This is a genomic window from Sporofaciens musculi, from assembly GCF_009830285.1.
Taxonomy (GTDB): domain Bacteria; phylum Bacillota; class Clostridia; order Lachnospirales; family Lachnospiraceae; genus Sporofaciens; species Sporofaciens musculi.
The window spans coordinates 4,933,984-4,960,774 of record NZ_WUQX01000001.1 but is presented as its reverse complement, the minus strand read 5'-3'; the positions used below and the strand labels follow the sequence as shown (position 1 = coordinate 4,960,774).

Annotated in this window: 18 protein-coding genes; 14 read left to right on the top strand and 4 right to left on the bottom strand. The window is 43.7% G+C overall.

The window, feature by feature from the left end:
- Window positions 1–2: 2 nt before the first annotated feature.
- Window positions 3–299: a GNAT family acetyltransferase gene (locus GN277_RS25160; protein ID WP_159755215.1), complete on the bottom strand. Its 297-nt coding sequence runs from the start codon at window positions 297–299 to the stop codon at window positions 3–5.
- A gap of 193 nt (window positions 300–492) precedes the next feature.
- Here GN277_RS25160 and GN277_RS25155 point away from each other — a divergent pair, with 193 nt between their 5' ends.
- Both GN277_RS25155 and GN277_RS25150 read left to right on the top strand, forming a co-directional pair.
- The gene (locus GN277_RS25155; protein WP_159755212.1) at window positions 493–1,824 is read left to right on the top strand and encodes a phosphoadenosine phosphosulfate reductase; all 1,332 of its coding nucleotides are present in this window, start codon (window positions 493–495) and stop codon (window positions 1,822–1,824) included.
- Window positions 1,814–2,341 carry an IbrB-like domain-containing protein gene (locus GN277_RS25150; RefSeq protein ID WP_159755209.1) on the top strand — a complete coding sequence of 176 codons (528 nt, stop codon included), beginning with the start codon at window positions 1,814–1,816 and terminating at the stop codon, window positions 2,339–2,341. The genes GN277_RS25155 and GN277_RS25150 overlap by 11 nt, the downstream gene beginning before the upstream one ends.
- Window positions 2,342–2,411: 70 nt before the next feature.
- Here GN277_RS25150 and GN277_RS25145 read toward each other — a convergent pair whose 3' ends face one another.
- Window positions 2,412–4,103: a methyl-accepting chemotaxis protein gene (locus GN277_RS25145; RefSeq protein WP_159755206.1), complete on the bottom strand. Its 1,692-nt coding sequence runs from the start codon at window positions 4,101–4,103 to the stop codon at window positions 2,412–2,414.
- Between the two features lie 337 nt (window positions 4,104–4,440).
- Here GN277_RS25145 and GN277_RS25140 point away from each other — a divergent pair, with 337 nt between their 5' ends.
- From GN277_RS25140 to GN277_RS25090, 11 genes are all read left to right on the top strand, one after another.
- The gene (locus GN277_RS25140; protein ID WP_159755204.1) at window positions 4,441–6,495 is read left to right on the top strand and encodes a beta-galactosidase; all 2,055 of its coding nucleotides are present in this window, start codon (window positions 4,441–4,443) and stop codon (window positions 6,493–6,495) included.
- A gap of 53 nt (window positions 6,496–6,548) precedes the next feature.
- The gene (locus tag GN277_RS25135; protein ID WP_159755202.1) at window positions 6,549–7,241 is read left to right on the top strand and encodes a response regulator transcription factor; all 693 of its coding nucleotides are present in this window, start codon (window positions 6,549–6,551) and stop codon (window positions 7,239–7,241) included.
- Complete coding sequence (locus tag GN277_RS25130; RefSeq protein WP_159755199.1) at window positions 7,238–8,419, top strand: sensor histidine kinase; 1,182 nt, start codon at window positions 7,238–7,240, stop codon at window positions 8,417–8,419. The genes GN277_RS25135 and GN277_RS25130 overlap by 4 nt, the downstream gene beginning before the upstream one ends.
- A gap of 339 nt (window positions 8,420–8,758) precedes the next feature.
- Window positions 8,759–9,397 (top strand): non-canonical purine NTP pyrophosphatase, encoded by a 639-nt coding sequence (locus tag GN277_RS25125; RefSeq protein ID WP_159755196.1) that lies wholly within the window; start codon window positions 8,759–8,761, stop codon window positions 9,395–9,397.
- Window positions 9,398–9,515: 118 nt separating this feature from the next.
- Window positions 9,516–9,692, top strand: a complete 177-nt coding sequence (locus GN277_RS25120; protein ID WP_244324900.1) for a hypothetical protein — start codon at window positions 9,516–9,518, stop codon at window positions 9,690–9,692.
- A 73-nt stretch (window positions 9,693–9,765) separates the two neighbouring features.
- Window positions 9,766–10,443, top strand: coding sequence for a response regulator transcription factor (locus GN277_RS25115; RefSeq protein WP_159755190.1), 678 nt, complete (start codon window positions 9,766–9,768; stop codon window positions 10,441–10,443).
- Window positions 10,431–11,357 (top strand): sensor histidine kinase, encoded by a 927-nt coding sequence (locus tag GN277_RS25110; protein ID WP_159755187.1) that lies wholly within the window; start codon window positions 10,431–10,433, stop codon window positions 11,355–11,357. The genes GN277_RS25115 and GN277_RS25110 overlap by 13 nt, the downstream gene beginning before the upstream one ends.
- 92 nt (window positions 11,358–11,449) lie before the next feature.
- The gene (locus tag GN277_RS25105) at window positions 11,450–12,139 is read left to right on the top strand and encodes an ABC transporter ATP-binding protein (protein WP_159755184.1); all 690 of its coding nucleotides are present in this window, start codon (window positions 11,450–11,452) and stop codon (window positions 12,137–12,139) included.
- Complete coding sequence (locus GN277_RS25100; protein WP_159755181.1) at window positions 12,132–14,762, top strand: FtsX-like permease family protein; 2,631 nt, start codon at window positions 12,132–12,134, stop codon at window positions 14,760–14,762. Before GN277_RS25105 ends, GN277_RS25100 begins: the two co-directional genes overlap by 8 nt.
- Window positions 14,763–14,866: 104 nt before the next feature.
- On the top strand, window positions 14,867–16,255 hold the full coding sequence (locus GN277_RS25095; RefSeq protein WP_159755178.1) for an AAA family ATPase: 1,389 nt from the start codon (window positions 14,867–14,869) through the stop codon (window positions 16,253–16,255).
- Window positions 16,248–16,979 (top strand): hypothetical protein, encoded by a 732-nt coding sequence (locus tag GN277_RS25090; protein ID WP_159755175.1) that lies wholly within the window; start codon window positions 16,248–16,250, stop codon window positions 16,977–16,979. Before GN277_RS25095 ends, GN277_RS25090 begins: the two co-directional genes overlap by 8 nt.
- A gap of 57 nt (window positions 16,980–17,036) precedes the next feature.
- On the opposite strand, the gene GN277_RS25085 is transcribed toward GN277_RS25090, so the two are convergent.
- The gene (locus GN277_RS25085) at window positions 17,037–19,775 is read right to left on the bottom strand and encodes an ABC transporter permease (RefSeq protein ID WP_159755172.1); all 2,739 of its coding nucleotides are present in this window, start codon (window positions 19,773–19,775) and stop codon (window positions 17,037–17,039) included.
- Entirely contained in the window at window positions 19,775–20,455 is a 681-nt protein-coding gene (locus GN277_RS25080) for an ABC transporter ATP-binding protein (protein WP_159755169.1), read from the bottom strand. Before GN277_RS25080 ends, GN277_RS25085 begins: the two co-directional genes overlap by 1 nt.
- 320 nt (window positions 20,456–20,775) lie before the next feature.
- On the opposite strand from GN277_RS25080, the gene GN277_RS25075 reads away from it, so the two are divergent.
- Window positions 20,776–26,739 carry an RHS repeat domain-containing protein gene (locus tag GN277_RS25075; RefSeq protein ID WP_159755166.1) on the top strand — a complete coding sequence of 1,988 codons (5,964 nt, stop codon included), beginning with the start codon at window positions 20,776–20,778 and terminating at the stop codon, window positions 26,737–26,739.
- Window positions 26,740–26,791 lie beyond the last annotated feature (52 nt).

The following is a 26,791-nucleotide window of genomic DNA, read 5'->3' as shown; positions in this document are numbered from 1 at the left end:
ATCTAGGTTTCAAGAAAGATACGCATCTGTTCCTTACTGATGTGCTCCCAGTGGTCACGGTCCGCCTCATACCGCTGGTTCATCCAGGAGATGGCGTCGTCAAGCCCCTCCTGGGTGAAGGGAAATTCCTTTCTCTCCTTCTGGTCCTCCTGGGTTGCTTCAAAGCACCAGGGCTCCGGATAGAGATATGCAGTAAGCACATCATTTTCAGTAGTCAAGTAATAGCGCATGCCGCAATGAGAGCCGGAAAACGGCTCTTTTTTTAATGCTTTTATGGAGAGTCCAAGGGTTGGAAGCATAGGGATTACCTCACATTATCGTCAATTTTATAGGACTTATTATAATATGATTGAGGAGGGGATGCAAGAAAATAAAAATATGAATATTGTCGAACTTTGTTTGATTTTATTGAATTTACTCTTTTTCTGTGATAAATTAACATTCATATAGTTTCCAGAAATTGGTAATTTTTTATAAGGTCGGGAGATGAATATGGTACGAGAATATTTAGGACAGAGTGTATATGAAGCGTTTCAGGAGAGGATTCGGTTTATTTTTGAGGAATTTGACAATATCTACATCTCTTTTTCCGGTGGGAAGGACAGCGGGCTGCTTTTGAATCTGGTGCTGGATTATCAGAAGAAATACGCGCCGGAGAAAAGAGTTGGTGTGTTCCACCAGGATTTTGAAGCACAGTACACGGTAACAACAGAATATGTAGAGCGTACATTTGAGAGAATTAAGGAGGATGTGGAGCCGTATTGGGTATGTCTCCCAATGGCAACCCGAACGGCTCTTAGCAGCTATGAGATGTATTGGTATCCTTGGGATGACAAGAAGGAGGAGTTGTGGGTCAGGAAGATGCCTAAGAAAAAATATGTGATTAACTTAAACCGCAACCCTGTGACTACATACCGATACCGGATGCATCAGGAGGACTTGGCAAAGCAGTTTGGCAGATGGTACAGGATTTCCCATGGCAACAGGAAGACGGTTTGCCTTCTGGGAATCCGTGCAGATGAATCCTTGCAGCGATACAGTGGATTTTTAAATAAGAAGTTTGGTTATAAAGAAAAATGCTGGATTACGAAGCATTTTAAGGATGTTTGGTGTGCATCGCCCCTTTATGACTGGACTACGCAGGATATCTGGCATGCAAATTATGTATTTGACTATGATTATAATCATTTGTATGACCTCTATTATAAGGCTGGACTGAAGGTTTCACAGATGCGGGTGGCGTCTCCTTTCAACGATTATTCCAAGGATTCCCTGAACCTTTACAGGGTTATTGACCCAGAGATTTGGGTAAAGCTTGTGGGCAGGGTGAAGGGGGCGAACTTTGGAGCCATTTATGGGAGGACCAAGGCGTTAGGCTACCGAAATATTACGCTGCCCGAAGGTCATACATGGAAGTCCTATACGATGTTCCTTCTGGATACGCTGCCAATCCGTCTGCGTAATAACTATGTTAAGAAGTTTAATACTTCAATTAAATTCTGGCATGAGACGGGAGGAGGGCTGGACGAGGAGGTTATACAGGAGTTGGAGGAGCATGGATATCAGATTAAGCGCAATGGCGTCTCCAATTATACTCTGAGTAAAAAGTCGAGGATTGTTTTCATGGGAAAGATTCCGGATGATACGGACGATATCAAATTGACCAAGGATATACCCAGTTGGAAGAGGATGTGCTGCTGTATCCTGAAAAATGACCATATCTGCCGGTCTATGGGATTTGGAATGACCAGGGACCAGCAGAGGCGGATTGACGCAATCCGGCATAAATATAAGAGTGTGGAGGAGATGAATTATGGAGTATAAAAGTCCGACCTATCATGTGATTGCGGTTCCTGTTGAAAAAGTGGTTCCGAATACATATAATCCTAACGCAGTTGCGCCTCCGGAGATGAAGCTGCTCTATGAGAGTATTAAGAACGATGGGTATACGATGCCTGTAGTCTGCTATTATAATAAACTGGACGATAAGTATGTGATTGTGGATGGGTTTCACCGATATCGGATTATGCTGGAGCATTCGGATATATACGAGAGGGAGAAGGGACTGCTTCCAGTGTCTGTGATAGATAAGCCTCTGGATCAGAGAATTGCCAGCACTATTCGCCATAATCGGGCGAGAGGAAATCATGATGTGGATTTGATGGGAAATATTGTAAAGGAGCTGCATGAACTGGGGCGTTCGGATTCGTGGATTTCCAAACATCTTGGGATGGACAGGGATGAGATTCTGAGGCTTAAGCAGATTACAGGGCTTGCGGCGTTGTTCAGGGATGTAAAGTTCGGGCAGGCATGGCGCCCATCGGAGGATGAAGACGGGTAGAACTACTATGCCCCCAGGGAAATGAAGGATGGCATTTCCCTGGGGGCATTTTGTAGAAATAATGATAGGTTTAAGCCTTTAACCGGAACATTCCAACCAAATCCTTCATAAGCTGGGACTGATTAGATAATTCCTGGCTGGCCGCCGCACTTTCTTCAGCGGTTGCGGAATTCGTCTGCACAACGCCGGAAATCTGGTCTATACCCAGCGTAATCTGAGCAATAGCCTCTGCCTGATTGCCGCTTGCTTCGGAAATCTGGCTGATAATGCCGGCAACCTCCTCGACTCCTTTTACCGTATTCAGTAAAGAAGCGGCAGTCTCATCGGCAATCAAGGTTCCGTTTTCAACGGCCTTTAATGAATTCTCAATGAGAACAGAAGTATTTTTAGACGCTTCCGCACTCTTGCCGGCAAGATTGCGGACTTCGTCAGCAACAACTGCGAAGCCTTTTCCTGCACTTCCGGCCCGCGCTGCTTCTACAGCGGCGTTCAGCGCAAGAATATTAGTTTGGAAAGCGATATCTTCAATGGTTTTGATAATCTTGCTAATCTCGTCTGAGCAGGCGCTGATATTATTCATAGCCTGGATCATTTCCTGCATCTTCTGGTTGCTTTTCTGCATCTCGTTTCCTACAGTGCCTGCCATATCATTAGCCTGGTGGGCATATTCGGCATTCTGCTGTACCTTCATCGAAATCTCGTTAATGGAGGCAGAGAGCTCCTCGACAGAGCTTGCCTGTTCGGTAGCGCCCTGGGAAAGAGCCTGCGCCCCGCCTGACACCTGGTTGGAGCCGCTTGCCACCTGAGCGGAACTCTGGCTGATCTGCAGGATGGTGTGGTTGAGCTTATCAGCGATTGCACGGAAGGAAACCAGAAGAGGGTGGAAGCCTCCGATGTATTCATCCTCACAGATAGAATCTACGGTAAAATCACCGTTTGCCATACGTGCAAGAAATTTATTTTCATCATCAATGATGACCTGAAGCTTGCGGATTAGTTCGCGCATCTGTTTGGAGAGAACTCCCAACTCATCCTTAGAGGTATAGGATATCTCCACGTCCAAATCTCCCTGTGCCATCCTGGATGCGGCGTTTTCAATCTCAAAGATTGGTAATTTGATTCCTCGTATAATTATAACTGAGAAGTAGGTGCCGATTATGAATATGATAACCATAACGCCTATTTGGAGGATTGTTGCGTCTCGGTAAAGATTTTCGCTTGAGGCGGTTTCTTTCTGGCTTCCTTCTTCCGTTTGGTTGATAATCTCATCAAAAGCTCCGTTCAGGGATATGTAGAGATCTACACATTCTCCTTCTAAGATCCCACGGGCGCCGTCTATGTCGCCCTGTTTTGCCAGTGAGATCAGTTGGTCGTCGGCCTGGCTGTATTGAGTCCAGAAATCATAGGCGCTATCGTATAATGCCCTATCTTCTGTGGTGATTAATTCTTTATATTTTGCAAAAAGTGCGTCCATTTCGCCCTTTTCTTTTTCTATATATTGAAGGCTTGTTTCGGTTACTTTGTCGGAAAGGGCTGTAAGATACCGTAATTCATTAAGACGAATATTGGAGAGCGTCCCAGTCATATCCCGTGCCGTGTCTATGCGCGGAAGCCATCCTGTCGAGATATTGTCGGTCTTGCTGTTTAATCTGCCCATTAAGAAAAAAGAGATCCCTCCGATAATGAGCATGCCAATTAGGGCAACTCCAACGAGAATATAGAGTTTCAGGCTGATTTTCAGGTTTTTAATGTGTGCTGCCATGTAGTATTTTCTCCTTTCATTTCCACAATCTCATATTGCATTTGACACATAATCAATACTCCGAATTAATATCGACATAAGATAGGAAATGGATAAGAAGCATTTTATTCATTTTTTTGTATTTTATGCATTTATTTTTGTGATGATGTGAAGGAGACGTTTTATGTGAATTTGATGATTTGTGTTTCGGCATTTTGCTGTACAAACCGTGGAAAATTGAGTATATTATAGGTAACATCTTTGTATACCCCAAGGGCACACCGTAATACATGCCCTTCGGGCTGGTGGACTTCGTCCAGTAAGGTGTGATTTACACAGAAAGGGAGGAACAAAGACAATGAGAAAACCACAGAATTTCCAATGGAGCACTATTTCACTAGGCACCTGCTATTACCCGGAACACTGGGATAAAAGTTTGTGGGCGGATGACCTTGAACGGATGAAGGCCGCCGGCATCAGGACGATCCGAATCGGTGAATTTGCGTGGAGTAAGGTAGAGCCAAGGGAAGGAGAATTCACCTATGAATTCTTCGACAGTTTTTTGGAGGTGGCATGTAAGGCCGGAATGAAGGTCATCTTCGGAACTCCGACTGCAACCCCTCCGGCATGGCTGACCGAGAAGTATCCGGAGGTGCTTAACTGCCGGATGGACGGGGTCAAATACCGCCATGGTATGCGCAGGCACTATAATTACAATTCACCGGTATACCAGAAGTTAAGCGCCCGGATTGTGGAGAAATTTGCAGGGCATTACGCATCCCATCCAAGCGTGATCGGCTGGCAGATTGACAATGAGATTAACTGCGAGGTGGATGTTTTCTATTCAGAGAGCGACATCGTGGCGTTTCGAGAATATTTGAAGAAAAAATACGGGACTCTTGAGAAGTTGAACCAAGAGCTTGGAATGGTCTTCTGGAATCAGGAATATACGGAATGGGATGAGGTCTATGTTCCCCGCACGACGATTCACGATTCCTCCAATCCCCATCTGACCCTTGAGTATTACAGGTTTGTTTCTGAGAGCGCTATTTCTTTTTGCAGGATGCAGAGTGACATTATCAGGAGGTATGCTAAGCCAGGAGATTTTATCACCACAAACGGTATGTTTAACCACCTTGACAATCACAGGATGATGGATGAGGCGTTAGATGTGTATACCTATGATTCTTATCCAAACTTTGCCTATTGCCTTGAGGAAGACCCCATACACAGCAAGGGGCTGAACGACCGGAAGTGGAGTAACCATCTGTCAAGGGTGCGCTCTGTCTGTCCCCATTTCGGGATTATGGAGCAGCAGTCAGGGGCAAATGGATGGAATACCCGAATGGAGGCTCCTGCGCCGAAGCCAGGGCAGGTGACGCTCTGGGCCATGCAGAGTATTGCCCACGGGGCGGATTTTGTCAGCTTCTTCCGCTGGCGTACCTGTACGATAGGAACGGAGATTTACTGGCACGGGATTCTGGACTATGACAATCGGGACAATCGGAAGCTTCGGGAGATTGTAGGGCTTAACCAGACAGTCCAAAGGATGAAGGACCTGGCAGGCGCCGGATATCTGGCAAGCTTTGGTGTTCTGGAGGATTACGATAATCTCTGGGATGCGGATGTGGATGTATGGCACAGTCGGCTGGAGAAGGCCAGCAAGAAGGAGATATTTGCTGCGTCTCAGTTGAATCACACGCCGATGGACTATGTAGCCTTGTCGGATGACACTGAGTACGAGGAATTGAAGAAATATCCGGTCTTGTTCTATCCTCACGGGCTGATTTTGACAAAGAGAAGGGCGGCTCTTTTGAAAATGTATGTGGAGAAGGGAGGCTGTCTAATCGTCGGCGCGCGTACCGGACAGAAGGAAACCCATGGACGGTGTGTGATGGAGCCCATGCCAGGACTGCTTTCAGAGCTTACAGGAACGGTGGTAGAGGAATTTACCTTTGTAGGGGCTGTGGATGGAACGGTGTGCATGGACTGGAAAGGGTCTAAGCTGGATACGGGAATATTTAACGATATCCTGGAAAATGTAGATGAGGATGTGAAGGTGCTTGCACGATATGCCTCCAACTATTATGAAGGAAAGCCGGCGCTTACAGAACGGACGGTAGGAAAGGGAAGGGTGCTTCATTTCGGCGGGACATTTACGAGGGAAGCCGTGGCGGCTATGCTTCAGTATACGGGGATTTTAAGCCCTTATCATGACCAGATAGAGCTTCCGGCTGAGTGTGAATTGTGCGTAAGAGAAAAGGATGAAAAGAAGTATCTATTTGTCCTGAATTATTCGGCAAATGAGCAGACCATTGTTCTTAAGAAAGAAATGACGGATATAGTTTCTGAGGCCAAAGTAGTTGGAAAGATGGGGTTAAAAGGATACGGAGTCGCTGTCCTTAGGCTTTAAGCTGTATTTGGATTTTATTAGAGCCGGCGGATGGCCGAAGGGAGAGATGTAGAATGAAAATATTATTGGTAGAGGATGACGAGACGATTTCCTTTGGTATCCGTTCGGCCTTAACCCCAAAAGGCTATGAGGTGGTCTGCTGTTCCTGCATGGGGGAAGGGAAAGGTCAGTTTTCGGCAGAATTTCACCTGGTTCTTTTGGATTTAAATCTGCCGGACGGAAGCGGCTATGATTTCTGCAGGTGGGTGAAGGGAAGATGCAATACGCCGGTCATTTTTCTGACGGTGAGGGACGATGTAGATGATATTACCCGCGGGCTGGATATGGGAGCAGATGATTATATCACGAAGCCGTTTCACATTGCTGTGCTGGAATCCAGGATACAGGCAGTTTTAAGGAGAGTTTTTGGGGGAAATGCAGACATGGCCTCTGAAAACATGTCGGCTTCCCATGTGCTTGTCTGCGGCAATATCCGGTTGGATAAGGAAAGAATGCAGGTATCTGTTGAGGAGGGGGCGGTCACGCTTACTGGCCTTGAGTACCGGCTTCTTCTAATGCTGATGGAGAATAAGGGGTGTATCCTGCCCCGAAGCCGGATGCTTGACAGGCTGTGGGATGCAGACAGGAATTTCGTGAATGATAATACATTGACGGTGGCCATGAAACGTCTGCGGGAGAAATTACACCATACCTCATGTATTGTGACGGTAAGAGGAATCGGCTACCGCATGGAGGAAAAGGAATGAACACAGGAAGAAAAGCGGCAAGACATTTTGTGTTTTGGCTACTTCTGGGACTGGCCGCCGGAGTTTTTCTGGCGGCTGTCTTAAGCTGCCATGAATATCAGACCATGGCGGATATTACAGGCGCTGTCCTCCGTTCGGATTCACTGGCGGAGGGATTGAAGAATAGTTATGCTTTTCAGTCATTTTCTTTGGAAATGAATACGGAAGGAAGTAAATATTTGGCGGCCTATGGTTATCGCCCTATGAGAAACTGGGGCGCATATCTTCCTTTTACTGCCGGCATCAGTGTCTTGCTGTTTCAACTGGCTGGCTTGTGTACTTTCAGAGTACGATACAGGGAGGATTTGCAGACGAAGAAACGGATTCGGGAGTTGACAGAATATCTCAGGGCTGTGAATTCGGGAGAAGGCGCCATGCTGCGCCGCCGCGAGGATGATTTTTCCCATCTTGAGGATGAGATGTATAAAACCGTGACAGAATTACAGAGCGCCAAGGAAGCGGCAGTAAAGAACCACGAGGTTCTGGCAGAACGGATTGCGGACATTGCTCATCAATTAAAGACGCCTCTGACTTCTATGTCATTGATGACAGAGCTTTTGGAGGAATATCAGACTATTGAGACAGAAGAATATTACAGCCGGTTATCCAATCAGATTGAACGGCTGAAAAATCTGGTGACAGGGCTTTTGGCACTGGCAAAGCTGGATTCCCACGGCGTTGTATTTCATGTGGAGAGGGTTGAGGTGCCAGAGCTTTTGGAAGCGGTCTCAGAACTGCTCAGGGAAATCATGACAGAGCGAGGGATTTCATTTGTTGCAGAAGAAAGCAAGGGAGAATGCTTCATATATGGGGACCGACAGTGGACGGAGGAGGCGGTGCTGAATATCTTGAAGAACTGTGTCGAGCATACGCCGGATGGAGGCAGGATTGTAGCTTCATACAGCCAAAATCCAATCTACACAGAGTTGCAGATTGAAGATGGGGGAAGCGGGTTTCATGCAAAAGAGCTTCCCCATATATTTGAACGTTTTTATCGAGGGGAAGGCGCGGCAAAGGACAATGCGGGAATCGGGCTGGCGCTTGCGAAGGCGGTGTTAGAGCAGCAGAATGGACAGATATGCGCGGAAAATACGGCGGATGGACATGCAGGGTTTCGGATAAAGTGGTATTTCTCGTGAGGCATTCTTATGATATAATAAAGGTGTTACCGCCCCAATCTGGTAACAGAAAGGGGGTGTATCACTTGGAATTATTGTTATCTTTTTATGTCGCCGTTATGGCTGGTGTAGCTTGCCACTACATCATCAAATGGTTAGACGGCGGCGATTAGCCGGTAACTAGCCTGTAGATGCCTGACTACATAAAACAGGAAGAAAACCCCACAGGTTGCGACTCTGGGGTTTTCGACTTGTATCACTTGGATACTGTTATCTTTTTGCCTACAGGCATTATAGCATATGTAGATGTCTGTTGCAATATTAGGAACAACTAAAAAATAATATATGGTAGGAAATCATATGAAAATTTTATATGGAACAACCAATAAAGCGAAATTACAGGCTATGCGCAATGCCGTAGAGCTTCTTGGAATAGACATTATTGGCTTAGATGATATAGAAGGTGAAATTCCTAAGGTTAAGGAATGTGGTAAAACGCCGCTGGAAAATGCTGAAATCAAAGCGAAGGCATACTATGAAGCATTTAAAATGCCGGTATTTTCTTGTGACAGTGGGCTTTACTTTGATGAGTTGGAGGATGAAGAACAACCAGGTATTTATGTAAGGAGAGTAAATGGCAGGGAGTTGTCAGATGATGAAATGATTGAATATTATTCGTCTTTAGCCAGGCGGTATGGTGGAAAGATAACTGGTCAATACTGGAATGCCATATATTTCGTATTGGATGAAAATCATTCCTACTCAAGTATGGATAAATCTATCGCCACAGAGCCATTTATACTATCGGCGGTTCCACACCCTAAACGTGTAGAGGGATTTCCTCTTGATTCATTATCTATTGATATTTCGGAAGGGGAGTATTACTACAATCTCGATTTAAAAGATGTCAGTTCTTCTGTTGATGATGGTGTAATAGCCTTCTTTAAAGAAGTTTTATCGCAGATATGTGCGGAAAATACGGTAGATGGACATGTGTGAGGGGGATAAAGTGATATTCGGAACAGCAGTTTAAATGGCTGATGACTTTAAGCATTATTCATGTTATAATTTAGACGGATGAAAAATATAAATGGTTGGTGTTTTAGGAAGGATAAGATTGGCGAAAAACAGTGAAATCAGACGTGTCGGAACTGAGGCATTGATAAAAGCATTAGGACCGATTGGTATGGCGAGGTATCTTGAAGAATATGATAATGGCGGAACAGGAGATTATACGCAAGAAAAGTATGAACAGCCAGATTTATCTGTCGAGGATATTTTGAATATGCAATGAAAAAGCGGACAGTGACTAATATTTTGGTGGCTGTCCGCTTAATAAATTGGTAAAACAGAAAGTGAATAAAATTATGCAGAAAATATTAATCGTTGAGGACGATAGAGACTTAAACGCATCTCTTAGTTACGCCCTGGAAAAGCAAAAATATTCAGTGGCTTCAGTATTTTCCATCAGCCAGGCGAAAAAAATCTATGTAAAAGAAGCCCCTCATTTAGTCTTAATGGATATCAATCTTCCAGACGGGGAAGGCTTTGAATTATGCCGATGGATGAAATCCCAAAAGGACGTACCGGTACTATTCCTGACAGCCCGTGACATGGAGGAGGACGTGCTTTCCGGTTATGACCTGGGGGCAGAGGACTATGTGACAAAACCATTTTCCATGAAAATATTATTAAGAAAAATAGAGGTCATTTTAAAGCGGACTCCCAAAGCCGATTCCATAGGTCATGCTGATTTTGACGATGGTTACCTTAAAATAGATTTAAATAATGCCAAGGTATCCATAAATGGGAAAAAATGCAGCGTTACGCCCACCGAACTGCGGCTTCTTCGGGAATTTATTCGGAATCAGGGGCAGCTTCTTACCTACAATATTCTCTTAGAGCGTCTGTGGGACACTGGCGGCCAGTTCGTAGACAAGCATGCACTGGCGGTCAATGTCAATCGTTTAAGAGGCAAGCTTGAGGATGAGCAGCACAAATATATTTCAAATGTATACGGGATGGGGTATCAATGGATTGGTTAGGTACAGGTATGGTGATAATTGCCATAGGGGCAGCTTTTGTATCCCTGTGGAGAGTCTGTAAGCTAAAAAAAGAGGTCTTACGCTTCACGGAACAGGTAGAGCGCGGACTTGACGATATCATTTCCGGTAAAGGATTTCAGGAAAGTGGGGAAAGCGAGAAGGATACGCTCTGGGGAAGATGCAGCGAAAAATTGTGGCGGGTAAACCACATCTGGACAAAGAAGGAGGAGGCGGGCGTAAAGGAAAAGCAAATGATGAAGGAGTTAATCTCAGACATTTCCCATCAGACCAGGACGCCCATTGCCAATATGCGGCTGTATCTTGAATTTTTTCAGGAGGAAGAGCTTTCAGAGAAAGGCAGAGACTTTCTGGCCCATATGGAGGGGCAGATGGAGAAGCTTGAGTTCCTTTTGCAGAGTATGGTCAAAATGTCACGGCTGGAGGCGGGAATCATCCACATCCGTAAGCAGCGGGAAAGGCTATATGAAACCATAGCCAAAGCGGTTGAGGAGGTCGTACCCGCGGCAGCGAAGAAGCAGATTCAGATGTCGGTGGACTGCCAGGAGGATATTGAGGTAAAGCATGATAAGAAATGGACAGAGGAGGCCATATTTAACGTGCTGGATAATGCTGTGAAATATACGAAGCCTGGAGGGCGCGTCCATATTCAGGTGAAATGTCAGGAGGTATTTACGAAAATCAGTGTGAGGGATACTGGAAAGGGAATTATGCCACAGAGGCAGGCAGAGATATTTTCCCGTTTTTACAGAGAGCCGGAGGTACATGACCAGAACGGTATAGGGATTGGGCTGTATCTTACCAGAAAGCTTCTTACGCTTCAGGACGGGTACATTGAAGTCCGGTCCCAGGAAGGGGAAGGCGCAGAATTTAATCTCTATCTTCCCAATTCATAAAATCACACTTTTGTGATAATTGTGTATTGTGACAGCTTTGTGATATTCGTCTGATATGCTGATTTTATCAAGAAGAAAAAGAGGTGTAAGAGATGGAACCATGGATTGTTGAGACTAGAGGATTGAAGAAATATTACAAATTAGGCGGCAATGTGGTAAAGGCGTTAGACGGTGTGGACTTTCGGGTAAAGGAGCAGGAGTTCGTGGCTATTATCGGAAAATCCGGAAGCGGAAAGAGTACGCTTCTCCATATGGTGGGAGGATTAGATGTGCCCACCGAGGGAGAGATTTTTGTGGCAGGGAGAAGCCTTTTTGGTCTTACGAAGGAGGAGCTTGCCGTTTTCAGACGGCGGAAAGTAGGCTTCATTTTTCAGAATTATAATCTTGTGCCGGATTTAAATGTATATGAAAATATTGTGCTGCCCACCGAGTTGGATGGAAAAGTGGTTGATCATATTTTCGTGGAAGAAATCCTTGACGTGCTGAAGCTTACAGAAAAACGGGAGGCGTTTCCGGGGAATCTGTCGGGAGGCCAGCAGCAGAGGGCGGCCATTGCGCGGGCGATTGCGTCTAAGCCTGCGATAATCCTTGCCGACGAGCCCACCGGCAATCTGGACACGGCCTCCGGTCATGATGTGATGGGGCTTTTGAAGGTTGTGGCAAAGCAGTTTCAGCAGACCATCATTCTGATTACCCACGACCAGGATATTGCCCAGATGGCGGACCGGATTGTATGTATCGAGGACGGAAGGATTCGGAAAGGAAGTGATTTTTATGCTTAGGAATCATAATAGGCAGATCATTTCCCGTATGGCGGTAAGAACGCTTAAGAGTCATAAACGTCGGAGTTTTACTTTGATTCTGGCGGCGCTGTTGTCCGCCTTCATGATTTTCTGTGTGTTCACGGTGGGCGTCACTTATTTTCAAATGCAGAGACTTCAAAACATCCGTATGAGTGGAGGCGAATTTGACGCGATTATGTACGGCGTCTCAGATGAGCAGAAGAAAAGCTGTGAGGAGAATCCTAATATCCTTAGGGCAGGAGTAAGCGCCATGTCAGGGTATGTCGCAGAGACAGAATTTGACGGTACGCCCAATGTGGTGCTTATGTGGGCGGATGAAGTCTGGTGGAATGAGATTATGACTCCGGCGCGTAAGTGGGTGAAGGGGCGCTATCCTGTGGAAGAAAATGAAGTCATGGTCACGGAGTATGCTCTGGAAAAATGCGGCTTTAAGGGGCTGAAAACAGGCGACGAATTTACGGCAGTATACGGGGCAGGAGATGTAAAGCAGGAGACGACCTTCCGTATCAGCGGAATTTGGGACGGATATGGAGATAAGAGTGTGTTCTTTGTGTCAGAGAAATTCTATCGGCAGACTGGATTTGAGCCGGCGGATGTTGCTTCCGGGCGTATCTGTGTGCAGTTTAGGCAAAGGCTGATTACACAGAGGATGCAGGAGGAGTTTATAGAAGCCATGAATTTGAGAAAACAGCAGAGATTATTTTTTACTGTGGACTCTGCCTTCTCTGTACAGATTCTTTTGGGTATTGCAGGACTTGTGCTTGTGACCTGTCTGTGCGCATACCTTTTGATTTATAATATTATGTATCTGACTGTGGCGGGAAATATCCGATATTATGGCTTGCTGCAAACCATTGGGATGACCGGACGGCAGCTTCGTTATCTTGTGCGTCGGCAAATGCTTTTGATTGGCGGAATCGGAATTTTGGGCGGAATCGTGCTTGGAAGCGGCGTGTCATTTTTGGTTGTTCCGTCTGTGGTAAAGGCGTTAGGCATTGGTATGGGGAAGGGTGGGGATATTCAGGTAACGTTTCATCCGATGATTCTTGTGCTGACGGTTTTATTCACAGGGATTACCGTTTTTGCCGCAGGCAGGAAGCCTGGGAAAATGGCGGTGGTGTGTTCGCCTATGGAGGCGTTGGGTTATCGCCCCTGCGGAAGCCAAGGGGTGCGTGCAGTCAAGCAAAGTTTGTTGGAAAAGCTTTTCGGACGCGGCGGTACAGAGCCGGAAAGAAGGAGGGGTAGTTTCCGGCGCGCCAGCTCAAACGACAGGATTTGGCGTATGGCGAAGGAGTCCATTGCAAAGGATAAGAAAAAGGCAGGGATTGTCATGCTGTCTCTGGCAGCAGGCATGTCTGTGTTCCTGTGTATGGTCACACTTCTCGTCTCTCAGGGGGCAAGGGAGTATAATCCGAATTTCAGGGACTTTGACCTGGTGATGAAAAATGATACCATTACGAAGGAGAAGCAGGAGGAGAGGGTTCAGATTTTTGACGGGAAGGTAATGGAGAAGCTTAAGGAAATCGAAGGTATTAGGGAGATTGACCCTTTGGTTTATACGGAGATTGCCGTACCCTGGGAGGCGGATTTTGCAGATCAGTGGATGCGTAAGTTTTATGAGATGTGGATGACCATTCCCTATGAGGAGGATTTGCAGGAATATAAAGATTTTCCGGAGAATTTCGGCTCGTCCCTGGTTGGAATCGGTAAAGAGGATTTTGAAGCGTTGAACGAACTGGCTGGTCAGACTGTGGATGAAGAAGATTTCTTAAGGGGAAAGACTTGTCTGTTATATCGGAATAGTCTGGATTTGGAAAATGATGATGTAAAGGGCAAGAGGGTTACCTGTACGGAGTATGGGAATCGGGAAAATGCGCTGACCTTTGAAATCGCCGGACTGATTGACGGAAATGATTATACGGCGCTGCTGGGCTATCCGCCCACGATTATTGTCAGCAGGCAGGTGGTGGAGGAATTCGTGGAAGAACCTTTGATATTTAAAATAGGGCTTCGGTATGAGGAGGATAAGAAAAATGAGGGGATCTGGAGGCGTATGGTACAAACCGGCGGATATCGGCCTTCAAAGGCTCATGAAGATACGGAGGCTTCTATTTTGGCTGTGATGGACGATAGCCCTTACAGGAGAGATTACTCCTATGGTTCTAAAATCGAGATGATGAATGAGGTTAAAAAGGCTCAGGGGAATATGATGGAGGTGGGAATAGGAGTTGCGTTGATTCTTGCTTTTATCGGGGTTATGAATTATGTCAATACATTTATCGGGAATATTCAGAACAAGAGGGTAGAGATTGCGATACTAGAGAGTATTGGAATGACTGGGCGGCAGGTTAGAAAGATGCTTTTGCTGGAGGGACTTTTGTATGCCCTGGGGGCATGGACAGTCACAGCAGTTGGGGGAACTGCTGTGACCTATGGAATCTATCAGTCCATGAATTATATGGGAGCTGATTTTATGGTGCCGGTGCTGCCGGTGCTGGGGATGATGGCGGTATCGGTGGTGATTTGTGTAAGCGTGCCGGCGGCGGCTTACAGGAGGATTGAGAAGGGCGGGATTGTGGAGTATATTGTGATGCCGTGCTGAGGGTCTGCCTGTAAAATGTGTAAAAGAGTATTCGGTAGTTGAATTATTTGAGAGTTCTGCGATATAATAGGGATAGTCGTTATTGATAAAATAGGAGAAGAATCATGCTAATTTTTTTAGGGGTAGAAAATTTTGCAAAAATTGAACATGCCAAAATCTGTATTAATAGCTATACGCTTTTTGTTGGACCGAATAACAGTGGAAAGACGTATTTGATGCAGTTGATACAGGGAGTGAACGAAAGACTTACGGAGTTGGTTGATGAGGAAATACTTAAGATTTTGAAGCATGGAGAAAATCAGAATTCTAATGCTAGAAGCTACATTATTTCGCAGGACAATATTTTGCAGTTTGTGGAATATCTCAATACAAAGTTGGACGAAAAGAAGGAGGAGATTGTAAGAGAGATATTCGGAAGAAATGTTCCTATTAAAAAATTGTATATTGAGATATTATTAGATATGGGAGAAGTGTATGAGGTTATTCAACTTAATAAAAAAGATAAGATGGGAAAGAAGGATTCCATAGATTCTTTAATTAATAAAAAGAGATTATTAAAATATTTAGATGCAATTCCAAATAATATCCTGATGAAGTATAGCTTAAAGCAAGTGGATGGTGAAGTGATATCTCTTTTTGCGTCTTCTGCTGAAAACAAGAGACAATTATTGGCATTGCACAGTATTTTACGGCGTCATAGTTTATTTTTGCCTGCTTCACGGACAGGACTCATGCTGTTATACCGTGATTTTTTTGCCAACAGAGTGGATGAGATAATGCTTTATCAAGTGAAATCAGAGGAGGAAATAGTACCAAAAAGCAATCAAAGTAATTTGACTCAGCCAGCTTACCAGTTTTTGAGGTTTTTGCAAACCTATTCAGAGAATCAGAGTAGGATGAAAAAGTATAAGACAGAGATTGATTTTTTTGAAGAAAAATTAATTGAAGGGCATATTGATACAAATAATCACACTGGTTTTTCATACGATTCAAATACAGACCATGTAAGTGTACCTATGTATATGGCTTCGTCCATGGTTAATGAGATTGCCCCTTTTGTGCTGGCTCTAACAAGTAAAGATGTTTATGATGGGTTTATCATCGATGAAATCGAAGCCAGCCTGCATCCGAAAAAGCAGTTGGAACTGGTAAGATTCTTAAATCGGCTGAATAACAAAGGCATTAAATTAATTCTGAGTACCCATAGCGATACGTTTGCATCGAAAGTGAATAATCTGTATATTTTATCGAATTATGTGAAAGAACATAAAAAGGATGACATGATACAAAAATTGGGTTTGGAAAAAGAAGATTTAGTGTCTCCCGAACAATTATTTGTATATGAATTTATCAATTTGCCAAACGGGAAAAGTGTTGTCAAAGAAATAGCCGGAGACAGCCAGACAGGTTTTCAATTTGACTTATTTACAGAATCTACCATGCATTTGTATCAGGAGGCGTTAGAAATAGGAGAACTCTTACAGGATGATTAATCTTAACACTCAACCATATGACGAAAGCAAACCTTATAAGAAAAATATTATATACAAAATTGATAAAGCTGTCATTATCCCGTTTGAGGAAACACACGGAGACAGCGCTAATAGTGAACGGGTAGATTTGGTTTATGATTTATATTCCCATCAGTATGGCATATTTGCTCATGAATACAGGAATCCGGTAATTTCAAAGAAAGGATGTAAAACGGCTGATATTCTGGCGTGTGTTGTTGATGAGAGTGAGAAGAAGATTGCTACATTTATATTTGATGTAAAAAGTAATATTTCTGCATTTAGTGATAATTTGTTAAAGGATAATGCTCTGCTGACCGCGATAAAAGAGGTGCGGGATTTTGTCGAACAGATTCATGCGGAAATGTTACATAAAGATGGGTTTATAATATACTACAAAGACGTCGGATTTTCTGAGCAAGAGAATATTGGGATTATTACAAAAAGATTTGAAAAGGAAAAATTTATTGCAGCAGCGGATATGTTGGAGGATTTGCATCAGAAAGAATCCGGCACGGTTTCAAGGACATTAGAAATAAAGCTTAAAAACAGCCTTGGTCCATATAAAAATGAAGTAAAGCGTATTCGGGATTTTTCAGAGAAAAAGGTAATGCTCTGTGGAAAGGTTTATGATTTACAAGTTATTCTTTTGGAAAAGGAGTCTGAATCAGAATATACGGCTTCGCTTAGAATTTCGATAGGTTAGAAAATAGTACAGAGATGAGTCACGGCAGTTATGAGAAGTGCCGTGACTCTTATTTTCCTACAAAGTATCATCCTTTATCATTGCAATAATATTTTCCCGTATAAGCCGCCTCCCTCCGACTGCGTAAGCGCCGACGATTGCCAGAAGAATCAGGCAGGTATACCCTATTAAAATGCCGTAAGGCGCAAAGGGCAGGTATTCCGGCAGAGAGATTTCCGAGAGTGTAAGCATTGCTGTTAGCACGGCAATCTGTACCGGAAGGGAGTAGAGAAGCGGCTTAAGCCCCAGAGTCAGTCCCTCCAAAAGCAGCAGCACCCATAGCTGACGGGGAGACAGCCCAACAGATTTCAGCATGGCGAATTCCTGCCGTCTCTGCCTTAGGTTGCCGGAAATGCTCGCCCACACATTAGACAGCCCAATAACAGCCAGGAACCCCGTCAGAAATGTAATGACTAAATTAATGACGTTCTGTGCGCTTTGGGTAATCTCCTCCTTTTCGGCAAGGTCAGATAAGAGATAATCGCCGCTTGCGTAATAACTTGAGAGGGCTTCGTCCATCCGTCTGTTGGTCTCCTGAATTGCCTGGTAGTCAGGCGTTGCGGCAGAGCTGTCCGTCCAGAAAATGCCATTGATTACGTGGCTGGAATTTTGTCTCCTCTCACAGCAGGATTCCCCTAATTTCAGGACGTGATCCATTGGCATGACCATAGCCAGGGTAAAGTTAGAAAGTCCCAGAGTTTCCATGGGAAGTTCATCCACCAGTTTTTCGGCGGTAAGAATGAATTCAAAATCCCCTTCAATTTCATCGGCATTTTTCTCTGTAAATGTCATCTTCTGCCCTTCATAAATGTCCAGAAGCTCTCTGTAAAGCACGTTCCTGCGGGTACTGTTTTCAGGATCCTTGGTGTAATTGTAAACCAGCGCTTTAGTTGGGTCGTCAAAATAAGGCTGCGGTGAGATTCCAAGCTTTTCGCAGTAATCCTGGAAACTGTCCTTCTCAAGCCCAAAGATAACGGATTGAATTCTGTACTTCCCGTCCCGTTCAATGGGAGAATATTTTTTCTTTGCAATAATCTGTTCCATCCCACCAAGATAGGCGTTGATATCCTCGGCAACCCCTGTCTGGTCAATCCAGACTGCGCAGGGCAGGGAATTATTGATTAAGGACTTTGTGACTCCTGAAACTGTTTTCAACTGCTGCAGCGCCTCCATATCCGGCGTCCGTCCGTCGCTGATGGAGAGGAAAATATGTCCGGTTTCAGACGGGTCTGTCCGGAAAATGTTATCATTTGCATCCTGTATTGTGATTATATACTGAAATATTGTAAGCAGCAGGAAGGACATACACAGGGAAATAGTAGCCATCCGGTAGGAACGGCTTCTGGCTGAAACGGCGTTGGCGGCTAACTCTCCGGTGATACCAGGAAAATGAAACAGTTTCCGTTCTTTTTTTCGTTTTTTTCTCCTCTTGTCCAAAGAACCTTCTTGCTTCAGGATTTCAATCGGCAGCATTTTCGCGGCCTTTTTGGCCGGAATCCTGGCGGAAAGCCATGCGGTCAGCAGGGAAAGCAGGACGGCGGGCAGGATGGCGGGCAGTCCGAAGGTGACGACGATATCCGGCGCCTCCCGTCCCAGGTCGTTTGAGGCGTTGATTAACTGGAACAGCTTAAAATTCAGAAACCAGCCTGCCAGGATACCGAGGGGAAGGGGGATGGCGGCCAGAAGCAGCGCTTCGTACTGGACGGTTTTCTTAATCTGCTTCGGGGTAGCTCCCACTCCGGCCAGGGTTCCAAGCTGTATTAGTTTTTCGTTGACAGACATAACAAAGGCATTATGAATTACTAACACGAACACACCCACCAGAAATGCTGTAAACACCAAAAACATTAGCGGTACGGTAAGGCTGCTCAGATGGATGGGAAGTCCTTTCGCTGTTGGGGCAAAGATGCCGTAGGTGGAAAGTAGTCCGGTATTGTACCGGAGAGTGTATTCTCCGTATTCATCCGGTTCATAGCCAATAGCTTTTGCCAGGGCAGGAAGCTCTCGGTAAGTACTGCGCATTGGCTTAAAACGCAGGTAGACGGTAATCAGGTCGTCAGCTTGTATGGAAGCCTCATCAAGACCGGTCATTCCGGTATACGCAGGCACGGCGGAGGATGTGGTCGCATCCATGACGCCCACGATGGTGTAAGTCTTTGTGCCTGTTTCCTGAAAACTTTCTCCTTCATGGAAAATGTCGGTATCCATACAGGGCTGTCCGTTGTATGTGCGTCGTCCGATAGGAAGGGTCAGCGTGTCTCCTACCTGAGCTTCAGGGTGGTCTTCAAAATATTGCTTTGAAAGAACAATTTCCCTTTCGGAGAAGGGAATCCGGCCTTCTGTGATGCTGTACTTTTCGGGCATGGAGTTCCAGTATTCTTCATTTGCGCCTCTGGAAATGAGGTAGAATCTGCGTTTTGCATTTTTCATAGTAGCGGGAGCTGCATTGCCAGTTTGAATATCAGTTGTGTCAGGAAGCTTAGCAATCTCCCAGGGGCCTTTTATTAAGACGGCAGACACAGATGCATAATTCTCAATCTGTTCTAATGCTTTGCCAGGTGTATCATCAAAAAGCTCTCCATGCCAGTCACCGTTATGCCATTTTTCCAGAACCACGGCATCGGTCCACATGGTATAGACCAACCCGCAGAAGCAGGACATCAGGCTTGTCATGAGAAACAGTGCAATCATAATGATTACGCCGGAGCGTTTGTTCTGCCGGAGTGTGTCCCATACATATTCACGTAATATTTTCATTATTTTGTCACCTCGTCTGATACGATTTTCCCGTCCTCAAGAGTGATAATCCGGTCTGCCTTCAGTGCAATTTTTTCATCATGGGTGATTAAGAGCACCGTCTGTTTATATTGTTGGTTGGACAGTTGTAAAAGCTCTAGTGTTTCGTTGGAATTCTTCCGGTCTAAGTTGCCGGTAGGTTCGTCTGCCAGTAGGAGTGCAGGCTGATAAATGAGGCTTCTTGCAATAGCGACCCGCTGCTGCTGGCCTCCGGAAAGCTCTCTGGGATAGTGGGTGAGCCGGTCAGAAAGTCCCAAGGTATTGACGAGCTTTTCAAATCGTGCCTCATCTGGTTTCTCGCCGTCCAGCAGGATGGGGAGAAGAATATTTTTACGTACATTTAAGGTGGGTATCAGGTTGTAGAACTGATAGACAAGCCCTACCTTTCTGCGCCGGAAGATGGCAAGCTGCTCTAAGGTTAGGGTGGAAATATCAGTGTCTTCTATATAGATATTGCCTTTTGTGGGACGGTCTACGCCTCCTAACATGTGCAGGAGTGTGGATTTCCCTGAACCGGAGGCGCCTACTACGGCAGTAAAGCTGCCTCGGTCAAGGGTGAGACTTACGTGGTCAAGGGCTGTGATGATGCCAGAGCCTTGGCCGTAGGTCTTGGTGAGGTTGGTGCAGCGAAGTATTTCCATGTTATGTCATATCCTTTCTTTTTTTGAAATTTTTACAAGGTAGTATATTGTATATGCTTGTATCGTAACAGGTGAATGTGACAGGAGGGTGACATTTTATAAGTTAAAGATGTATTTATAATAATAAAGTTTAATAAAAGATTGTTAATTTATGAAAAATGGATTAATATTCAGAAAATTTATTGACTGAATATGTCGAAATGTGTTATAATAAATATAGTTGATCAATAGTAAGGTAATAGAGCAGTCATCGACTGCTTTATTAGCTTACTTTTTTTGTTTCATGAACAATGATTGAAAGAGAGGGGAGAAGCGTAATAATGAGAAAGATTCAGACATTTTTGAGTAAGCTGAGAAAAACGCAGGGAAAGTCAAAGAACTCTTTAAGAACAGTTATTTTAGAAAAGAGTCAAAAGTTTTTGCGAGGAAAAACCGTCGGCAGATGGAAGAAAAATCTCAAAAGTAGTATTGAAAATGGACATGAGCAAGGGAATGTCAAGACATTTTTAGAGTTATTGGGAAGTATGATTACAGCAGTATCATGCGGCGTAGCGGGTCCTGCTATTGCGGAATATAAGGGAGAAGGAATATTATATTACATGAGTAAATTTGCCATTGTAATCACTTTGGCGATGATGATTTGGAGCTTTATCTGCATTGCTGGTTACGAGCGTCTGCAAAGCATGGTCGTTGGAATCTGTAAAGCAAAGCAAAAATTGACGGGCTGTATCCATGGCTCAAAATGGGGGAAGTCGGCCGTATGTATCGCGGTGCTTATTATTATCTTTACATTATATAATTGGCATAGAACATCTTATTATTCCTCCGTGACAGAAGTTTATGGAATTCCTGTCGGGGTAGGAGAACCTCTTTCATATAGCGTAAGAAAAGAGCGTTCAGGTTATTGGAGAATTAAGGAGTATTCTTTTCGGAAATGTATTGAGGTGACCTATGAGGAGCCTTATCATCAAATGAAGCTCATGAGCGAGTATTCAACAGCATACAATATGTCTTTTTTTCAGCCATCGGCAAGAGTGGTCTATAAATATGAAAAAGATAAAAGCAGATTTCGTGATTATGGACAGGAGTTCTATATTACGGCCAGGAAAAATAAATTCCGGACACCTAAGGAGGTGCACTATTACGGTGACGATGGAAAACTGCTTTTAAAACAAAAGAAAACGAAAAATGATTTAATGGAAATTGAGTTCTATTCCTCTGATGATATGCCCCAGCTTATTAACTCAACGCTGCTTCGGGTTCCCGATGGAAAAAAGGGAGAGAGCGGTATGACATCACGGCAGATAGAGACAAGCTACTATTCGGATGGGCTTCCACGGATGCGCAGGCTCAGGCCAGGAGTCAATAATCAGAACGGCGTAAATGGGGAAAGTTATATTTATGATGAGAATAAGCGGCTGACTACATTGAGCTATCTTGATCCAGACGGAGAACCTGTTTGTAATAAGCAAGGGATTATGACGGTTAAATTTCAATACGATGACGATAACCTGCATAGTATTTGTTATTTTAGCGATTCAGAAGGAAAGAATAGGACAGAAGGCTTCAACGGCGTTTTCTGTGAGAAGATGGAATATGATTCATACGGCAACATTATAGAGCGTAAGCAGCTAGACCGCAAAGAAAACTGGTGGTGTGACGAAAACGGAGTATATATGTACCAATATACATATACGGACGGGGCCTTGACACAGGAGACGTTTTTAGGGATTGGGAAAAAGCCGGTTCGTGACAGCCGATATCACAGCCGAGTAATTAAATTTGAAAAACAGAGAGCAGGACTTGGAAAAGTGTTGTCTATTTCTCTTGATCCCATTGGAACACCTACTGCAGAGATAGATACCTTTGAAGAAGAAAAAGATGATTTTGAAGAAGAAAAAGATACTTGCGCAGGGGAAAATGAGAATTCAATTACGATAGAGACGGACGGACAAGAAGAAACCGAAGAATACAATCAGAAATGGGATAAGAAACTGACTCAAAGAAAGAATATGGATGAGGAAGAAGCCGAAGAATTAGAATACGTAAGAAAATATACTTCTATTCATTATGAAGTTAGTCTTGGAAATAAAATTGTAAAAAAGAGTTATTATGATCAGAACGCTAATTTGGTAGCAAATGAGGAAGGGTATGCTATAGAAAAGCTGCATTATGATCAGGAAAGGCATCTCATTTCAGAATTATATCTTGATACGAAATCTAATCCTTGTCATCTTAGCGGCGGCTATGCAGAGGAAAGGAATATTTATGGTTTTAACCGCGAAATTATACGTACGGAGTATCGGGATAAGAATGGCGGACTGACAGTTAATAGAGAAAAGGGATATGCATATGTGTGTTTTCAACATTCAGAAGAAAATCAGGGGAAGAAGGTAACCAAGCTTTATTATAATGAGTCCAATGAGTTGGTTTTACTTCCTGACAAGGGATATGCGATTAGTGAACGTTATTATGACGAGAGAGGTTTTGTGACCCGTGATGCATATTATGATGAGAGTGGAAAACCGATTGGCCGGTCTGATTACAGAGTGGCAAGAATAGAATATGAATATGCGGATGACGGCAATTTGATTTGTATGTGGTATCAGGATGAAAAGGGACGTCCGGTTAATCGCTATGATACAGGTTACGCGGCAGTATTTCAGGAATTTGAGGCCGGACATTTACAAGCTAAGTATTATCAGGGATACAGGGACGGAGAACTAACAGCAGTTCTGGACAAAGAAACAGGAGTTGCGAGGATTGTTTATACTTATGATAACAATCGCCTTCGGAGAGAAGAATATTTTGACACAGAAGAAAAGCCGATTTTGCGAAGTGATACAGGATGCGCAATTCTGGAGTATGAATATAATGATACAGGAAAGTGCAGTGAAAAAAATTTTCTGGGGATGGATAAAAAGCTGATTCTGCGAAAAGATACAGGGTATGCTGCTGTAAAATTGAAATATGATGAATTTGGACAAATGACGGCTTCATATTATTATGGTACAGATAACAAACCGGTGATCAGTACAGAATATCATTGTGCGGGTTATGAATATGAATTTGATGAAAATGGGAATCGAACGGATACCTGGTTCATTGGTCTGGATGGGAAGCCCATGGTTCGCAGAGATTTGGGCTATGCGCATATAAAGTCGAAATATGATGGATTGGGAAATGAGATATTGGCGGAATATTTTGACGCAGAAGAACAGCCAGTAGTGCACAAGGAAAGAGGATATGCGTCAGAAGAAAAAGAATTTGTAAAAGGTAAATTGACAGAAGCCTGCTATTACGATGCACAGAAGAAGTTAGTGCTGCGAAAAGATAAGGGGTATGCGATTATCAGGTATGAATATGATGAATACGGTCAGGCGATTTCTGAACGTTATTATGACACCGAAGACAAGCCTGTGATCAGCACAGAACATCACTGCGCTGGCTTTGAATATGCGTATGACAGGAAAGGTAATAGAACAGATGTTTGGTATCTGGGGCTTAAAGGAGACGATAAAATCATTAGGAAAGATTTGGGGTATGCCCATGTGAAGATTTATTATGACGAAGATGGAAAAGAGTCGAAAGTGGAGTATTATGATAGGGATGGACAACCTGCTATAAAGAAAGAAGGAGGATTTGCTTCTTATGAAAACTTATATAAAAAGGGGAACTGGGTTGAATCTCGTTATTATGACGAAAATGGTAATTTGATACTGCGTAATGATACAGGATATGCTATGGTTCGTAACAGCTACGATGAATATAATCGGCGTACTTCCATTCGTTACTATGGAACAGATGAGAAGCTGATTATTGGAACGAAATATCAATGTGCCGGATTTGATTATAGATATAATGAAAAAGGAAATAATGAACGTAGTACCTATATCGGTGTGGACAATCAGCCAATGTGCCGCAGAGATTTGGGTTATGCATATGAAGAATATGAATATGACGATTTAGGCAATCAGATTAGAGTCAGTTATTTTGGGGTAGGAGGAGAAGCAGCAATAGGGAAATCTGGCGGATACGCATCCCGTGAAAGAAAATATGAAGACGGAAATCTGGCAGAGGAGTGGTATTATGATTTAAAGGGAGAACTTATACAGTCAAAAGAACTGGGGTATGCAGGTTGTAAATACGGTTATGATGAGTTTGGGCAGCGTAACTCGATTCGTTATTATGGGACGGATACAAAGCTGGTGATTTCTTCGGAGAACCATTGTGCCGGATATGATTATAGTTATGATGAAAGAGGCAATAAGGTAAGCAACAGCTTTATAGGTTTGGACGGAAACAAGATGTGCAGCAGAGAGCGGGGATATGCTCAGGAATACTGGGAATATGACGATTGGGGGAATAAGACAAAATTAGGTTATCGCGGAGTTGACGGTAAGTCTGCTTTGTGGAAAGAAGGAGGCTTTGCATATTGCAATATGGTATACGAGAACAACAGGCTGGTCGAGAACCGTTACTATGATGCTCAGGGGAATCTTGTGCTTCGGAACGATACAGGGTATGCGGTTAGTAAGGAGGAGTATGACGAGTATGGTCAAAGAACTTCTTACCGTTATTATGGTACAGACGAACAGCCGGTAATTAGCAAAAGCACCTACAGTGCCGGATTGGATTATAGCTATGATGAGAAAGGGTATCAGACGGATACCAGCTATATTGGCGTTGATGGAAATCCATTGATTCATACAGAGTTGGGCTATGCAAAGGTACACTCGGAATACGACCGCTATGGTAACGAGATAAGAGTAAGTTATTATGGCACGGAGGATTCTCCTTCCGTATATAAGGAGGGCGGATATGCCTCGATTGAAAAGAAATACGAAGATGGTCATTTAATCCAAGAACGTTTTTATGGGATAGATGGAAAACTGGTATTGCGAAGCGATATGGGAGTAGCGATACGTCAATACGGATATGATGAATATGGACAGGAAATATCTATCGATTATTATGGTATTGGAGAAAACCCCATTATCAGTACAGAATATCACTGTGCAGGTTTTAGATATGATTATAATGAAAGAGGAGACAGGACACACATTCGGTATACGGGTTTGGATGGAAGCCTATTTTATAGAAGTGATCTGGGGTATGCTCATGTTTGGTATGAGTATGACGGCCAGGGAAATGTGATAAAAGAAAGCTATTTTAACTCCAATGAGGATCCAACTACAGAAAAAGAAGGAGGTTATGCTTCTTGTAAAAATGAGTATGAAAATGGAAAACTGAAAGAAAGCCGTTATTTTGATACAAAGGGCAAGCTGGTTCCTCGCAAGGATACGGGCTATGCCGTTTATAAAAAAAGCTATGATGATTTTGGACAGGTAACGGCTATCAGCTATTATGGAACCAATGAGAAGCCTGTAATACATACAGAATATCATTGTGCAGGTTATGAATATGAATTTGACGAAAAAGGTAATCAGACGGCTACCAGATATATTGGCACGGAGGGAACGCCAATCATAAGGGAGGATCTCGGATATGCAGAGGTACGTTCCAAATATGATAGTTTGGGAAATGAAGAATGTGTAAGCTATCTGGGGACAGAGGGGCAGCCGATTGGTTGTTTGGAAGGAGGTTATGCTTCTTTTACAAAGAAATATGTGAATGGGAATTTGACAGAATTACGATATTTTGATACGGATGGAAAGATCATGGTGCGTAATGATACAGGATATGCCATTTGTAAAAAGCAGTATGACGAGTATGGCAGATGTGTTAGGGAAGGTTATTATGACGCGGAGGAAGGGCGCGTTATCAGTACAGAGAGTCACTGTTCCGGATTTGCTTATAACTATGATGAGCGGGGAAACAAGACTTATATCTGGTATTTGGGATTAGACGGAGAAAATGCAGTGAGAGAAGATTTCGGCGCCGCGTTATACTATAAGATCTATGACGAATACGACCGTCTGACATGGGAGGCATATTATAACACAGACTTACAACTTGTGATTCGGAAAGACTTGGGATATGCAGGTATAAGGAGAACTTATGACGATATTCATGCTAAAAAGCTAGAATATGTTGGTGCGGATGAAAAAGCTATTTTCAATGATGACGTCGGGTATGCAGTATATGTAGATGAGTACAATGAAAATGGGGAGTGGGAATCAGAGGCATTTTATGATAAGGATGATAAACTGATTAATGGAAAGGAAGGATATGCCCTTAGAAAGTTCCAGTACGATTCCGCAGGAAATTATCAAAAAACCTTATATTATGACCAAAATGAAAAACAGATAGAAAAGGAATAAACACATTGGCAGGAGTAAGGAGTACAAATAACTTACTCCTGCCAATGTTTAT

Excerpts from the sequence above, each read along its gene's own strand:
- GN277_RS25090 (WP_159755175.1), top strand. The coding sequence starts at position 16,248 with ATGATTAATCTTAACACTCAACCATATGACGAAAGCAAACCTTATAAG.
- GN277_RS25095 (WP_159755178.1), top strand. The coding sequence starts at position 14,867 with ATGCTAATTTTTTTAGGGGTAGAAAATTTTGCAAAAATTGAACATGCC.
- GN277_RS25080 (WP_159755169.1), bottom strand. The coding sequence starts at position 20,455 with ATGGAAATACTTCGCTGCACCAACCTCACCAAGACCTACGGCCAAGGC.
- GN277_RS25075 (WP_159755166.1), top strand. The coding sequence starts at position 20,776 with ATGAGAAAGATTCAGACATTTTTGAGTAAGCTGAGAAAAACGCAGGGA.
- GN277_RS25105 (WP_159755184.1), top strand. The coding sequence starts at position 11,450 with ATGGAACCATGGATTGTTGAGACTAGAGGATTGAAGAAATATTACAAA.
- GN277_RS25130 (WP_159755199.1), top strand. The coding sequence starts at position 7,238 with ATGAACACAGGAAGAAAAGCGGCAAGACATTTTGTGTTTTGGCTACTT.
- GN277_RS25085 (WP_159755172.1), bottom strand. The coding sequence starts at position 19,775 with ATGAAAATATTACGTGAATATGTATGGGACACACTCCGGCAGAACAAA.
- GN277_RS25150 (WP_159755209.1), top strand. The coding sequence starts at position 1,814 with ATGGAGTATAAAAGTCCGACCTATCATGTGATTGCGGTTCCTGTTGAA.
- GN277_RS25145 (WP_159755206.1), bottom strand. The coding sequence starts at position 4,103 with ATGGCAGCACACATTAAAAACCTGAAAATCAGCCTGAAACTCTATATT.
- GN277_RS25110 (WP_159755187.1), top strand. The coding sequence starts at position 10,431 with ATGGATTGGTTAGGTACAGGTATGGTGATAATTGCCATAGGGGCAGCT.
- GN277_RS25155 (WP_159755212.1), top strand. The coding sequence starts at position 493 with ATGGTACGAGAATATTTAGGACAGAGTGTATATGAAGCGTTTCAGGAG.
- GN277_RS25160 (WP_159755215.1), bottom strand. The coding sequence starts at position 299 with ATGCTTCCAACCCTTGGACTCTCCATAAAAGCATTAAAAAAAGAGCCG.
- GN277_RS25140 (WP_159755204.1), top strand. The coding sequence starts at position 4,441 with ATGAGAAAACCACAGAATTTCCAATGGAGCACTATTTCACTAGGCACC.
- GN277_RS25125 (WP_159755196.1), top strand. The coding sequence starts at position 8,759 with ATGAAAATTTTATATGGAACAACCAATAAAGCGAAATTACAGGCTATG.
- GN277_RS25100 (WP_159755181.1), top strand. The coding sequence starts at position 12,132 with ATGCTTAGGAATCATAATAGGCAGATCATTTCCCGTATGGCGGTAAGA.
- GN277_RS25135 (WP_159755202.1), top strand. The coding sequence starts at position 6,549 with ATGAAAATATTATTGGTAGAGGATGACGAGACGATTTCCTTTGGTATC.
- GN277_RS25115 (WP_159755190.1), top strand. The coding sequence starts at position 9,766 with ATGCAGAAAATATTAATCGTTGAGGACGATAGAGACTTAAACGCATCT.